The organism is Pseudomonas capeferrum (genome assembly GCF_013523055.1).
GTDB classification, from domain to species: Bacteria; Pseudomonadota; Gammaproteobacteria; order Pseudomonadales; family Pseudomonadaceae; genus Aquipseudomonas; species Aquipseudomonas capeferrum_A.
The window spans coordinates 27,476-40,384 of sequence record NZ_JAAMQM010000021.1 but is presented as its reverse complement, the minus strand read 5'-3'; the positions used below and the strand labels follow the sequence as shown (position 1 = coordinate 40,384).

Annotated in this window: 10 protein-coding genes; 1 reads left to right on the top strand and 9 read right to left on the bottom strand. The window is 62.3% G+C overall.

Translation table 11 applies throughout. From position 1 onward, the window contains the following. Positions 1-75 precede the first annotated feature (75 nt). Together G7009_RS21670 and G7009_RS21665 are read right to left on the bottom strand one after the other, a co-directional pair. On the bottom strand, positions 76-1,107 hold the full coding sequence (locus tag G7009_RS21670) for a hypothetical protein (protein WP_181132147.1): 1,032 nt from the start codon (positions 1,105-1,107) through the stop codon (positions 76-78). 75 nt (positions 1,108-1,182) lie between these two features. Further along, positions 1,183-2,460 (bottom strand): cytochrome P450, encoded by a 1,278-nt coding sequence (locus G7009_RS21665; RefSeq protein WP_181132146.1) that lies wholly within the window; start codon positions 2,458-2,460, stop codon positions 1,183-1,185. A 203-nt stretch (positions 2,461-2,663) separates the two neighbouring features. On the opposite strand from G7009_RS21665, the gene G7009_RS21660 reads away from it, so the two are divergent. Next, positions 2,664-3,329, top strand: coding sequence for a TetR/AcrR family transcriptional regulator (locus G7009_RS21660; protein WP_181132145.1), 666 nt, complete (start codon positions 2,664-2,666; stop codon positions 3,327-3,329). A gap of 48 nt (positions 3,330-3,377) precedes the next feature. Here G7009_RS21660 and G7009_RS21655 read toward each other — a convergent pair whose 3' ends face one another. The 7 genes from G7009_RS21655 to G7009_RS21625 all read right to left on the bottom strand — a co-directional run bounded on the left by G7009_RS21655 (position 3,378) and on the right by G7009_RS21625 (position 12,898). Beyond that, the gene (locus G7009_RS21655) at positions 3,378-4,982 is read right to left on the bottom strand and encodes a phytoene desaturase family protein (protein WP_181132144.1); all 1,605 of its coding nucleotides are present in this window, start codon (positions 4,980-4,982) and stop codon (positions 3,378-3,380) included. 58 nt (positions 4,983-5,040) lie between these two features. Further along, entirely contained in the window at positions 5,041-5,862 is an 822-nt protein-coding gene (locus tag G7009_RS21650; RefSeq protein ID WP_181132143.1) for an SDR family NAD(P)-dependent oxidoreductase, read from the bottom strand. A 32-nt stretch (positions 5,863-5,894) separates the two neighbouring features. Next, a complete protein-coding gene (locus G7009_RS21645; RefSeq protein ID WP_181132142.1) occupies positions 5,895-6,704 on the bottom strand; it encodes an enoyl-CoA hydratase/isomerase family protein in 810 nt (269 codons plus the stop codon). Further along, positions 6,701-7,672 (bottom strand): lactoylglutathione lyase, encoded by a 972-nt coding sequence (locus tag G7009_RS21640; RefSeq protein WP_181132141.1) that lies wholly within the window; start codon positions 7,670-7,672, stop codon positions 6,701-6,703. Before G7009_RS21640 ends, G7009_RS21645 begins: the two co-directional genes overlap by 4 nt. Before the next feature lie 44 nt (positions 7,673-7,716). After that, positions 7,717-10,251, bottom strand: coding sequence for an efflux RND transporter permease subunit (locus tag G7009_RS21635; RefSeq protein ID WP_181132140.1), 2,535 nt, complete (start codon positions 10,249-10,251; stop codon positions 7,717-7,719). 35 nt (positions 10,252-10,286) lie between these two features. After that, a complete protein-coding gene (locus G7009_RS21630; RefSeq protein ID WP_181132139.1) occupies positions 10,287-11,408 on the bottom strand; it encodes a WD40/YVTN/BNR-like repeat-containing protein in 1,122 nt (373 codons plus the stop codon). A 125-nt stretch (positions 11,409-11,533) separates the two neighbouring features. Beyond that, positions 11,534-12,898 (bottom strand): DUF1329 domain-containing protein, encoded by a 1,365-nt coding sequence (locus tag G7009_RS21625; protein WP_181132138.1) that lies wholly within the window; start codon positions 12,896-12,898, stop codon positions 11,534-11,536. Positions 12,899-12,909: the final 11 nt, after the last annotated feature.

The following is a 12,909-nucleotide window of genomic DNA, read 5'->3' as shown; positions in this document are numbered from 1 at the left end:
TATTGTTGTTATTGGTTGAGGATCTTGCCCACGTGCGTGCGCCTGCTCGCCGGCCGGCAGGCGCACCCAGCGGTCTTACACGTCCTTGCCCAGCACGTTGCGCGCAGAGCCGTTGCGCCGGTCCGATTCACCCCAGCCAAGCCAATGCGACGGCTCGCGGGTATCGCCTACCCGGCGCCAGCGCCCTTCCTGCTGCGCCGTGATCGGGAAGCCACCGACAAAGTCGATCATCTCGCCCTTCTCGTCCGGCAGGAACTCCCATTCCTCCTTGCCTTCCAGCACGATTCGGGCGGACTTCAGGAAGTAGCTGCCGTCCTTGTGCTCGGTCTGGCCTTCGATATCGGTAGTGACCCGAACTTCGCCTTTTTCATTGTTGAAAAAGGCATAGCCGAGGTGGTCGTGACCAACCATGAACGAGCCTGTATCCCAGGTGCCGTCGGTGTACACAGTGACGAAGGACCACCAGATCACATGCTTGTTGTTGTTCACCACCAGGTCTTTCTTGAAATGGATGGCGCCTCCTTCAGCCATGTAGAACTGGTCCAGTGCCAATGCGCCCTTGACCGGTCGACCCTCACACACGCCCGCCACATCCCACAGCTGCGAAACGTAGAACGTGCCCCACTCCACACCCGGCAAGTACCACTGCAATCCCGGCCCAAGCAAACGCCCCTCGATATGAAACAGGCCTTCCTCCTTCCAGGTCAGGCGTTCGCTGCTGGCGGTGATTTCCCAGCCGTTGCCCGGCTCGCCCGGTTGGCTGGCCCAACGCGCGGTATCACCCTCCAGGCTGTGCACGGGCATGAGTGTCAGCGCCTGCTTGGCCATCTTTTCGTGGTCCATGCGCAGGTTGATGTTGTCGACGTGATTGTTCAGGTAGAAGAACTTGGTCGGGTTCGGCGTGCCATTGGGGGCCATCAGCGAACGAACGAAGGAATAGATGTTGCCTTGCTCATCGCGCACCGACCCGAACGGCGAACTCTTGCTCAGGTGCAGGCCGAAAAAGCCGCGCTCGGCCGACATCGAGGCACCGCTCACCTTGTGCGGGCCCACCAGTTGTTGAAAGCCGAAATCACCACGCTCTGGAATGGTTTTGAACGTTCTCATAGTGCCCTCTATTGTTTTTGTAAGGCTGCAAAGCTGACTACTGGGTATGGGTATGGGTATGGGTCGGGTGCTGGCTCAGTCCCAGATCACTGGAAGTTTGGATACACCGCGCAGTTGCGCGCCGCCGATCACCGGCAGCGGCTGGCTGGGGTCAAGGCGCAGGTTGGGGAACAGGTCGAGGATGGCGTTGACCGCGCAACTGATCTCGACCTTGGCGACAAATTGGCCGATGCACATGTGCGGACCGAAGCCGAAGCCGAAGGAAGGCTTGGGCTTGCGATCGATGTCGAAGACGTCGGGGGCCTCGAAGGCGTCCTCGTCGCGGTTGGCCGACACCACCATGCACTGCACGAACGAACCCTTGGGGATTTTCACGCCGTGAAACTCGACGTCCTTGGCCGTTTCGCGAACCTTGAACGTTGCCACCGGCTCGAAACGCGTGGTTTCGTCCATCAGCTTGGCGATCAGGCTGCGGTCAGCCTTGACCCGCTCCAGCAAGCCCGGTGTGGTCAGCAGCAAGGTCATTACCGAGCCGAACATGCGCGTGGTGGTTTCGCCGGCCGCTGGCAACAACGAGCGGGTAAAGGTGATGACCTCGTGGTCGTCTAGCGTGCGCCCTTCGTATTCGGCGCGCAGCAGGCGACCCACCACATCGTCGCCCTGGCTGCCTTCCTTCCTGCGTTGCACCACGACTTCAGCCAGCGCGTCATACAACCCCTTTACCGCGATGCCGGCCTGGCGACGCGCCTCGACCATCTTGCTCGGGTCGATCTGATTCCCCCCCACGATGGCCAGTGCCCAGGCAGCGTACTGCTTGTACTTGGATGGGTCGTCGGAGGGGAATCCCATCAATGCGTACATGATGCGAATCGGCAGCTCGAGGCCGAACTTCATCAGGTCGGCTTTTTTCGCTGGCAACATTGGGCGGATGTACTCTTCGCGGATCACCTGGTCGATCTGCGGGCGCCACTTGTTGACGGTTTCCGGCATGAACGCCGGTTGTAACAGGGCGCGCACCTTGCGGTGTTCGTCGCCGTCCATGGCCAGGATGATCAGGCCATCGAAGAACGCGCCCAGGCCTTCGGCGATAAACCCGCTGGTGTAGGTAGCGCCGTCGCGAAGGACGGTCATCACATCCTGGTACTTGAACAACGCATAGGTCGGGCGAGTACCTTGCTGAGTCCCGGCATTGGTCGGCACCCCGAACTGGGTAATGAAATCGCCCTCGTAAATGGGCGATTTCAGCCGTTGTTCACGGCACACCGCATGAATGTCCAAGTCAGTACCGCGGTACATTTCCGACACGGCGTTGTACGCGGTTGCCAGGTCCAGTGCTGCGCTTTGGTTACTCATCAGGGTCTCCTGTGTTGTTTTTATTCTTGCCTGCCGGCCGGTGTTTCGGCGCTTTACGTACGATGCCTCGCCTGCCAACCTATGGTAGGCGCTTGCCTGACTGCGGGTAGCCCGATTCGTTTGACTCCGGGTCAAACGAAGGCAGCCGGGTAAATGCTTCAAGGTGTGAACAACAAGGCCAACACCGGCATGAGGAGTCCAGGGTGGTAGTCAAAGCAGCAGACGGTGGCGAACAGGGCAAACGCAGTACGATGAAGCGTCTGCTCGCGGCTGCACGCAGGGAGTTCGCCAAAAAAGGCCTGGCCGGGGCACGGATGGAAGAAATCGCCAGAGAAGCCGGCGTCACCAAACAGTTGGTCTACCACTACTACGGCTCCAAGGAAGGGCTGTTCGTGGCCGTGCTGGACGAATCGTCGAGCCATATCATGTCCGAACTGGTGAACCTGGACGTCGAGCAGCTGCCACCGCCCGTGGCGTTGCGTACGGTGCTCAATCACTTCTTCGACCAGTACCGGCTTGACCCCTTCCTGGGCAGCCTGGCGCTGGAGGGCATTCGTTACCACGACGCCCACGAAACACCCCGTAACCACTTTCAGGAAATGACCCCGGCGCTGATTGCCAAGCTCGACGCCATCCTGCGCAGAGGGGCTGCCAGCGGTGATTTCCGTGCCGACACCAACCCGCGCCTGCTGCTGGCCTGTGCGTCGTTGGTGACCACGGGCTGGTTCACCAACCGCTACTCGATGTCGACACTCGCTGGCCTGGATACCGATTCCGCCGAAGGCATGATCACCTGGCGCCAGTATTCGGCCGACTTCGTCATTGCGAGCCTTTCATTGGGCGCAGACAAAAAAACCGGCAGCATTTGACTGCTGCCGGTTCTCACCCGCCTGCGACCTCCGTGGGCGGGCGGCGCTTCAGCGACGCGTTTTCTGCAAATACCGGCTGACCCGCCTGGCCGCCAGCCGGCCAGCCATGCCATTGACCCCGCCCCCCGGATGGATACCGGCACTGCCCAGGTAGAGCCCCGCCACCGGTAAGATGTCGCCGCCCAGGCCATGCGCCGGGCGCATGGTGCTGGAGCGCATCGAGGTGGTGTCGATATGCACTACGCAACCGTTCACCGTATTCAGACGCGCAGTGAAATCCGGGGCGGCCTCGATGCGGCGGCCGATGACCTGCCCCTCGATGCCTTCGACATAGTCGTACAGCTGCTCGATCACCTGGTCGGCTACCCGTTCACGCAGCGCATCCCAGCCTTCGTTGGGGTTGACCGGCATCACAGGCGGATAGACGTAGAGTACGTCCTGGCCTTCAGGCGCCTGTGACGGGTCGGCGGCGCTGGGCGCGGCCACGGTGATGTAGGGCAGCGTGGGCACCTCGCCCCGCGCGCAGGCGGCGAAGTTCTCCAGTACGGCCTCTTCAGTGCCGATCAGCAGGCACGTCTTGCGCAAATCGACGCCATCGCCGCGCACCGCTTCGAACCGCGGCAGCGAAATCTGCCCACGCAGTGCGACATCCACTTTCAATGGGCCCGAGCCCTTGGCATTGGCCGGGGCCATGGCGATACGCGTCAGCAGATGCCTGGGGATCTGGCCGGGTGTGACCATTTCCAGCGCAGGCTTGGGGTGGCAGCCGGCAATCACGGCGCGGGCGGAAAACTCACGGCCATCGGCCAGTTTCACGCCTTTGATCTGGCCATCCCTGGCAACGATTTCAGTGACGTTGGCCGACACCAGCACCTGGCCGCCCAACGCCTCCAGGCGGACCTGCATGGCATTGCCCAACTGCTGCATGCCACCGATCACACGCCCCACGCCAAACCGGTGCAGGAACCCCAGCAGGGCGTAATAGATCCCGCCGCCGTCAACGCTGATATCACCCGCAAGGCCGGTGAGTGCACACATCGCCGAACGGGTGATCGGGTGCTCGAACCGCTCGCGCGCCGCCTGCAATGCCGAACCCGTCATCAGCGCCATCAGTTCGGGCTTCAAGGCCTTGTGCTTGATCGCCGTGCCAACCATCCTGAGTTTTACCCCCAGATTGGCCCGGGCCGGGTCGACCCGCATCATCGGTAGCGCGATATCGAGGAACAGGTCGATGATGTTCATGAATTCGAGAAACGCGTCGGCGTCCCTGGGGCTGAAACGGCGAATCTCGGCGGCGGTCTGCTCGCGGTCCCGCCAGAAGATCAGCGACTGGCCGTCCGGGTGCAGGTACACATACCCAGGCGTCAGCTCGACCGAGTTGAAGCCGTATTGCTCCAGGCCCAGCTCCGCCGGCACATGGGCATGCACGCGCATCGACATCATGTCCAGCGCGCAGGGGTGGACCAGGTGCTGCGGCGCTTCAGGTATCAGGTAGCCCGAGGAGGCCATGCCGCCCACCTTGTCCAGGGCCTCCAGCACCAGCACCTTCTTGCCTTCCATGCCCAGGTAGCAGCCGGCAGACAGGCCATTGGTGCCACCGCCGACCACGATCACATCGAAATCAGTGTTTTGCGCGGGTTGCTTCTGGTTCATCACATGCTTCCATGTCGAAGGTCAGCCGGGGCGACGCAGGCACGCGTCGCAGCCCAGGTCACATGCCAGTGCGGCCCATCTGCGCAAACAGCGAGCGCATGGCCACCAATGAAGGGGTGTGGGTACTGAACCCGCCATCGGCGACCAGTGTGCTGCCGGTGACGAAGGATGATTCATCGCTGGCCAGGAATGCCACGACATCGGCAATCTGGCGTGGGGTGCCCAATTCGGCGGTGCAGTGGTTGTCGCGCAGAATGTCCAGCAACGCCGGCGGCATGGCGTGCTCGGAGGGCGCCAGACCGATCTGCACGGCATTGCCGCGAATACCCTGCTTGCCGTACTGCGACGCCACCATGCGGGGCAGCATCATCAGGCCCGCCTTGGAGGTGGCGTACCCCGTCAGGGACATGTCGCCCTGCATGCCCAGCCCGGAGGTCGCGAAAATGATCGAGCCCTTGCCGTGTTCCAGCATGGCCGGAATCACATGCTTGGTGCACAGCACCGCCCCGCGCAGGTTGACGGCGATGGCGCGGTCCCAGGCCGTCATGTCAAGGTTGACGAAGTCGCGGTCCAGCTGGCGCTGCTCGGCATTCAGGATCGCCGCGTTGTTGTGCAAGACGTCGATACGGCCAAACCGTTGCCTCACCTGGGCAACCATCGCCTGGACCTCGTCCTCCGAAGAGACGTCCGTGCGAATCGCCAGCGCCTGATGCCCGTCGCCGAGCAATGATTCGGCAACCGCCGTGGCCCCTTCGAGGTTGATATCGACCACTGCGATGCTCGCGCCGTGAGAGGCCAGCACGCGGGCGCACTCTGCCCCCAACCCGCCACCGGCGCCTGTGATAATGGCCACCCGCCCTGCCAGCTTGCCTGTACTCATGTTGATTATCCTTGTTGTGGTGAGAGTGTCCTTCACTCGCCCGTGAAACGCGGCTCACGCCGCTCGCTGAAGGCTTGGGCAGCCTCGCGGGCGTCATGGGTAGGCGCCAGCAACGCGAACAGGTCGAGCTCCAGGTTCAGGCCACTCTTGAGGTCCAGTTCCAGCGCTGCGCGAGCTGCCTGCTTGACGAAAGCCGACGCGGTGGGCGGCTTGCTGGCGATGCGCCGGGCAAAGGCCCCCACCTCCTCCAGCAGGCTGAGGTTGTCGCTGGCCAATCGGCTGACCAACCCGATACGGTGCGCCTGCGCGGCATCCATCCGGTCACCGGAGAGCAGCATGTCCAGCGCCTGGCCCGGCGCGACCACGCGAGACAGCCGTTGCGTGCCTCCGCCACCGGGAATCAGTCCAAGGCCCGTCTCCGGCAGCGCGAAGACCGCGTTGGGCGCGGCAAAGCGAATGTCGCAGGCGAGTGCCAGCTCCAGCCCGCCGCCCATGCAATAGCCGTGAATGGCCGCGATCACCGGTTTGGCAATGCCATCCAGTGCTTCGATCCAGCGCACCTTTTCCATGCGCTGGCGCACCTGCAGGCTGGATTCGGGGCCACGGCGCTCCTTGATATCGGCGCCGGCGCAAAAGCCCCGCTCGCCTTCACCACGGATTACGATCACGCGAATGTCGGGATCTTGCTGCAACTGTGCCAGCGCCTGCGGCACGCCCAGGCGAACAGCATCATTGATGGCATTGATCTGGTTCGGTCGAGTCAGCACCACCCAGCCGACCCTGGCATCACGCTCAAGACGTACCGCCTCGTTGATCACCTGCTCGCTCTGCGCTGTGCTCATGCAGGGCACTCCTCGAACTCGAACACCTGGCCGTTGAGCTCCTGCGGGTCGACCTTGATCAGGGCCCGGCCGCCCACTGCCTCAGAAGATTCGATCCACTGGAAGCGGGTGCCACGGGCGCGCAAGTCCTCGGCCTTGGCGGCCAGGTCGTTGACGCCGATGCGGATGTAATAAGGGCCTGGGCCCCAGTTGTTGAGGTAATGGCCGGCATCGGTATTCCAATAGGTGGCCTCCAGCACATCGAGGGTGGCGCTGTTGGGTACGTTGAAACCCATGCGCGCGCGGCGGTAGCCTTCGCCACGAATATGCTCCACGGGCCCGCTCGGTTCCCAGTCAAGGTTGGTGGAGACCTTGCGCAGGGTCTCATCCAGGTCACGCACCAGGAACCCACGGGCGGTGACGCGCACCATGTCGCCCGGTTTAAGGTCGCGCGGCTGCACCGGCGGCAACTGGTAGGTTTCCGCTGGCATCTGCAACGGTTCGGTCGGCATGATCTCGATGCACAGGCCACCGTCCACGGACGGCTGGTAATAGGGTTTCTCGGGCGTCGCACCGAGCCACAAGCGATCGAATGGCATTTCCGGGGTGCGTTGCGCCATACGGAACGGCAGGCGGCGGCGCATCAGCTTGTCCACCAGCGCATCGAACTTGTCGCCGTGCAGGGCCAGCACGATGGAGTGGGTAAGCATGGGACGGTGATGGCCCTGGAAGTCCTTCAGGCTCTCAAGGAAATCATGAAACAGCGGGTCACCCGGGTTGGGGCGATCCAGATGCCACTGCGGCTCGATGCGCGTGGGCGACACCGCCAAGGACTTGTGCACGCGCAGAAAATGCGCGATGTAGGGGTGATTGTCGAACGCCTGACGCCAGCGTTCGTGCTTGTAGACACCGAGCTTGTCGACCAGCATTTCCGTCATGCCGTCCGGGTCCGGAACCATCATGTCGGCACTCATCAATAATTCGAACATTTCTCTCTCCTCGAAAGGGTTGGCAAGGCCTGTATCCGGCCTTTTCAGTCAGCGGGCACACCGTGCACGGCGGGCTCGGTCAATGCATGTCGTTTGGCGGCGATCACAGGCTTGTCGGGATGCTGCTGCACGCGGGCATCGTCAAGGTCCAGGGTGGCCTCGGCCTTGGAATTGCGCTTGGGGTTGAGCAAGTAGTGCGACAGGGCTGGGATCAGTATCAGTGCCCCGAGCATGTTCCACAGGAACATGAAGGTCAGCAGGATGCCCATGTCCGCCTGGAACTTGATGGGCGACCAGGCCCAGGTGATCACCCCGGCGGCCATGGTCAGGCCGACCAGCGCGACGACCCGGCCGGTGAAATCCAGGGAGCGACGATAGGCGACAGCCAGGCTGGCACCGCGCTCCTGCACCGCCAGTTGCACGCTGAGCAGGTACAGCGCGTAGTCGACGCCGACCCCGACGCCCACCGCAATGACCGGCAGCGTCGCCACCTTCAGACCGATGCCCAGCCACACCATCAGCGCCTTGCAGATGATCGTGGTCATCAGCAGCGGGATGAGCGCCACCACCGTCGCGCGCCAGCTGCGGAACGTCAGCAGGCACAGCAGGGCCGTGGCGCCGTACACCGCCAGGTACATGGTGATGATGCCTTTCTCGACCTCGATATTGGTCGCGGCCTCGATGCCGGCATTGCCCGCCGCCAGCAGGAATTCCACCGGGTGTTCAGCATCGGCTGCGGTGTTGTTTTCCTTGGCGAAGGCTTCCGAGACCTTCAAGACCCGGTTCAAGGTGTCTGCCTTGTGATCCGCCAGGTAGGCGATCATCGGGGTCACCGAGCACTGCTGGTTGGTGATACCGGGCGCGGAGATCATTGCCGCGTCCACCGCCGAGTTGGTAATGGCCTGGTCGCGGCTGATGCTGAGCCATTTCGGGCTGCCCTCGGCCATGCCCGAACTGATCATGCGCACGGTTTCGGCCAGTGACTGAGTGGTTTGCACACCGGGGGTCTGGTTCAGGCGCCAGGCCAGCTTGTCCATGCTTTGCAGTGCCGGGTAAAGCCGGCAGCTGTCTTCGTCGGTTTTCATGATGACCACGAACTGGTCACTGGACAGCCCGTAATTCTGGGTGATAAAGGCGTTGTCGCGGTTGTAGCGCGAGTCCGGGCGCAACTCGGGTGCGCCGGGGTCCAGGTCGCCTACCTTCAGGTGCATCATCACCGCGCTGCCCAGCAGGGTCACCAGCAGCGACAAGGCAATGACCGCAGTGGCCATCGGACGCTCGGTGAAACGGTCAAGGCCGTGCCAGATACGCCCGAGAAAACCTCGGCCGGCTTCACCGGCCTGGTCCTTGGCAATCGCGATGCGCGCGGCTTTGGCGCTCACACCCAGGTACGACAGCGCTACCGGAATCAGCAGCAGCTTGGTGAAGATCAGCACCGCCACGCCGATACTGGTGGTCAGAGCCAGGTCGCGGATCACCGGGATGTCGATGATGACCAGCACGGCAAAACCGACGATGTTGGTCAGCAGCGCGGTGAGCCCGGTGAGAAACAGACGGCGGAACGTGTAGCGCGCCGCCACGTACTTGTGGGTGCCACGGCCGATGTCCTGGAGAATGCCGTTCATCTTCTGGGTGCCATGGGAGATACCAATGGCGAAGATCAGGAACGGCACCAGAATCGAGTAGGGGTCCAGGTTGTAACCCAGCAGTTGCATCAGCCCCAGCAGCCAGACCACGCCGGCCACTGCCACGCTCACCAGCAGCAGCGTGCTGCGCAGGCAACGGGTGTAGAAGTATACGAACAGGCCGGCGATCACCACCGAGGCGCCAAAGAACAGCATCACCGAATACAGACCATCGATCAGGTCGCCCACCAGCTTGCTGAAGCCGACGATGTGGATGCCGATCTTGTCGCTCTCCAGCGTGCGAATCTTCTCTTCGAGCTGCTTGGAGAACTCGCCGTAGTCCAGCGGCTTGCCGGTTTGCGGGTTGGTATCGAGCAGCGGAGCCACGAGCATGCTCGACTTGCTGTCGTTGGACACCAGGTTGCCGATGATGCCGGCGCGTATGATGTTACGGCGCAAGGCCTGGATGGATTGTTCACTGCCGTCGTAGTCTGATGGCATCACCGCCCCGCCATCGATGCCCTCCTCCGTGACTTCCTTCCAGCGCACGATGGGCATCCACAACGACTTCATCCATGAGCGGTCTACGCCCGGAATCAGGTACAACGTGTCGTTGACCTTCTGCAGAGCCTGCAGATAATCGGCATCGTAGATGTCGCCGGTCTTGTTCTCGACCACCACGCGAACGCTGTTCCCCAGGCCCGGCAGCTGATTCTTGTAGGCCAGGTAGTTCTTGATGTAGGGGCTGGAACTGGGAATCATTTTTTCAAAACTGGCGTTCACCTGCAGCCGTGCAGCAAAGAAACCCAGCACCACGGTGGCGAGCAGGCAGCCAACGATGACCAACATGCGGTTACGGAAGATCACCCGTTCAAACCAGCCCCCGGAGCTTTTGTCGAAGTCCTCCAGGTGGGCAATCACTGGCATCCCGCTGTTGAATTTTTGCTCGACCATGTTTTCTTTCTCGTTGGGGAATCGTGCCGACGGCGTCAGTTAGCCCGGGCGATATCGATGACCTTGGCACCGGCAAAGCGTGCCACCACCAGCCGCCCGGCCTGCTCTGTGGCGCTTGCTGCATACACCTCGCCCACACGCGTCTGTGCCAGCGGGGTAACTTTCAGGCTGTGGCGGTCCACACTGACCAGTTGCCCGCCCTGGCTGACCACCACCAGCGCCGGACCTTGTTCCACGATGCTGACCAGGCTGCCGTCAACGCCGGTTTCAAGCCGCTGCCATTGCTGGCCGCCGTCGACACTGGCGAACAGATTGCCGCGCAGCCCGTAGGCCAACAGCAGGTGCTCGAAGGCGCCGATGCCGAAATACGTGCCGGTGTAGGGCGTATCGATTTTTTCAAAACGTTGTTGCCCGGGTTCAAGGCGCAGCAACACACCCTGTTCGCCGCTGATGTAAAACGTGCCATTACGCTCCGCCAGCCCGTACAGGTGCATGCGGCGAGGGTTGTCGGCACGCTCGAGCCACGGTTGCCATGTGCTGCCGGCATCCTCGCTGTACAGGATCATGCCGAAGGCACCGACGGCGAAGCCTCGGCCGCTGGCATCGAACAACACGTCCAATAGGGGCGCGGGCAGCACATCGGGGGTCGCGGAGGTGCCCACGGCACGGTTGACCTCCTGCACCAGATCGCTGGCCTGCGGGTCACCCTGCTCGGCGCGTTTACCGTAGACACTGCCAAGCAGACTCAGCAGCTTGCGCCCGTCCATCTGCACGGCCCAAGTGGCGCCCCCGTCGCTGCTGTGCAGCACCACGGAATCATGGCCGACAATCCAGCCATTGCGCGCGTCGCTGAAGCGCACTTGAACGAAATCGCTGGATACCGGGCTGGGAACTTGCTCCCAACTGCTGCCATTGTCGCTGGAGCGTTGAATCAAGCCGTGCAGGCCGACACCGACCAGCACGTTGCCGGCGCTGGCCACGCTGATCAACGGTGCGGCCAGCGGCTGCCCGAGCGTCTGCGCCGGCAGGTCAAGCGTGTCGCTGGTGGACGTGGCCGCCTGGCCTGTCCCCGTCATCGCCAGCCAAAGAGGGATCAGAGCCACGCTCAACAAGCGCGTGCTCGAGGATTTGGGTCTTGCAAGGCCTTGGCTAATCATTGTTTTTATCCTTACCACGCCAGAGTCGTCCCGCTACCCGACAGCACACACCGCCGGGCTCAGGAACAACCTTTTCAACTGCGCGTCGCTTTGCAGGGCGCGCAGGTCACAGCAGCACGCCAGGCTTAACGCTGGGTCTCACGCGCGACGATGGCCTCGGGGTTCATGTCCCGTTCGGTGCGTGGCGTTTCGGAGAACTTGTAGCCTCCCTTCAAACCGTCGTTGAGCAGCGCCCACATGCCTTTGTTGAAGTCATAAACGACGTTCTTCACGTTGTACGGCAGATCCTTGTCATACAGCTGCACACCACTCAGGAAGATCGCGCGATACAAGGCACCGCTCTGGTCCCAAGCGTCGTACAGGCCGATACCGAAGGTATCCTCGTCCAGGTAATAGGTGCGCTTGCTGTAGACGTGGCGCTTGCCCGGCTTGAGCGTGGCCTCCACGACCCATACGCGGTGCAGTTCCCAACGCTCGCACGCCGGGTTGGCGTGGTGCTTGAGGAATTGCTCGTCCTGTTTGCAATCGAAGTAGAACTTGTAGGCGTTGTAGGGGATGAACATCTCCTTGCGGCCCACCAGCTTGTAGTCGAAGCGGTCCTGGCTACCCGAGAACATTTGCAGTTCGTCGAACAGCGTCACCCCGCCCTGGCTGGCAACCGGCGTGTCGAACGAGAATTCTGGGGCCAGCTTCACCCGGCGCTGGCCGGGCGAATAACTGAAGGCCCGGCGGGCTTTGGTCGCGGGGTCCAGGTAGTCGTTGAGCACGGTCACTTCACCCGAACGGCGCGCCGGATAGTTGTTCAGCGAATACACCCGCGCATACATCATCGGATCGCGGTCGGCCTGCGTCGGCTGATAGTAGGGCTGCTCCTCGAAGGTGGCTTGCTCGGCAGCCTTGGTGCGCTGGCCATTGGCATCCATCACCCAGCTGTTGGACGAGCTGGTGGTGGAGTACCCGGGGCCGATCTTGTAACGCAGTTGCTGGTTCCAGATGACCTCGTTGCCGGTCTTCGGAATCGGGAACGGCAGCCCGCCACGGCAGGCAGTGTCCACCGCCAGGCCGTCCTTCAGGGTGTTGCAACTGGTAGCGTTGCGTACCGTGGCGTCCAGCACCTCCTTCGGATACGCCGTGGTGCGATGGCTCGGATAGATATCGAAGTAGTACTCCGGGTACTTCTTCAGGATTTCCTTCTGCCCTTCACTGAGTTTGTCGGCGTATTGGGCCATGTTCTGTGAGGTGATGCGGAACAAGGGTTTCTCATTGCGGAACGGGTCGGCCCAGAATCCGCTGTCGGGTTTGAAATCCGCCGGCGCAGTACGCAGCCCGCCGTCATAGGCAGGGATGGTGCCATCTGCGTTACCTGCCTTGATCGCGCCGAAGGAGGTCAGGGTCTTACCTAGCTGTGCTGCCTCTTCCGGGCTGACCGCAGCCATGCTGCAGGTAGCGATGCCGAACAGCGCGAGGGACAAGGACAATTGTCTTTTCATTCGGGCAGTCT

What these genes read in the sequence shown, in the direction of transcription:
- G7009_RS21670 (WP_181132147.1), bottom strand. Translation starts at nt 1,107, where the DNA reads ATGAGAACGTTCAAAACCATTCCAGAGCGTGGTGATTTCGGCTTTCAA.
- G7009_RS21665 (WP_181132146.1), bottom strand. Translation starts at nt 2,460, where the DNA reads ATGAGTAACCAAAGCGCAGCACTGGACCTGGCAACCGCGTACAACGCC.
- G7009_RS21655 (WP_181132144.1), bottom strand. Translation starts at nt 4,982, where the DNA reads ATGAACCAGAAGCAACCCGCGCAAAACACTGATTTCGATGTGATCGTG.
- G7009_RS21650 (WP_181132143.1), bottom strand. Translation starts at nt 5,862, where the DNA reads ATGAGTACAGGCAAGCTGGCAGGGCGGGTGGCCATTATCACAGGCGCC.
- G7009_RS21645 (WP_181132142.1), bottom strand. Translation starts at nt 6,704, where the DNA reads ATGAGCACAGCGCAGAGCGAGCAGGTGATCAACGAGGCGGTACGTCTT.
- G7009_RS21640 (WP_181132141.1), bottom strand. Translation starts at nt 7,672, where the DNA reads ATGTTCGAATTATTGATGAGTGCCGACATGATGGTTCCGGACCCGGAC.
- G7009_RS21635 (WP_181132140.1), bottom strand. Translation starts at nt 10,251, where the DNA reads ATGGTCGAGCAAAAATTCAACAGCGGGATGCCAGTGATTGCCCACCTG.
- G7009_RS21630 (WP_181132139.1), bottom strand. Translation starts at nt 11,408, where the DNA reads ATGATTAGCCAAGGCCTTGCAAGACCCAAATCCTCGAGCACGCGCTTG.
- G7009_RS21625 (WP_181132138.1), bottom strand. Translation starts at nt 12,898, where the DNA reads ATGAAAAGACAATTGTCCTTGTCCCTCGCGCTGTTCGGCATCGCTACC.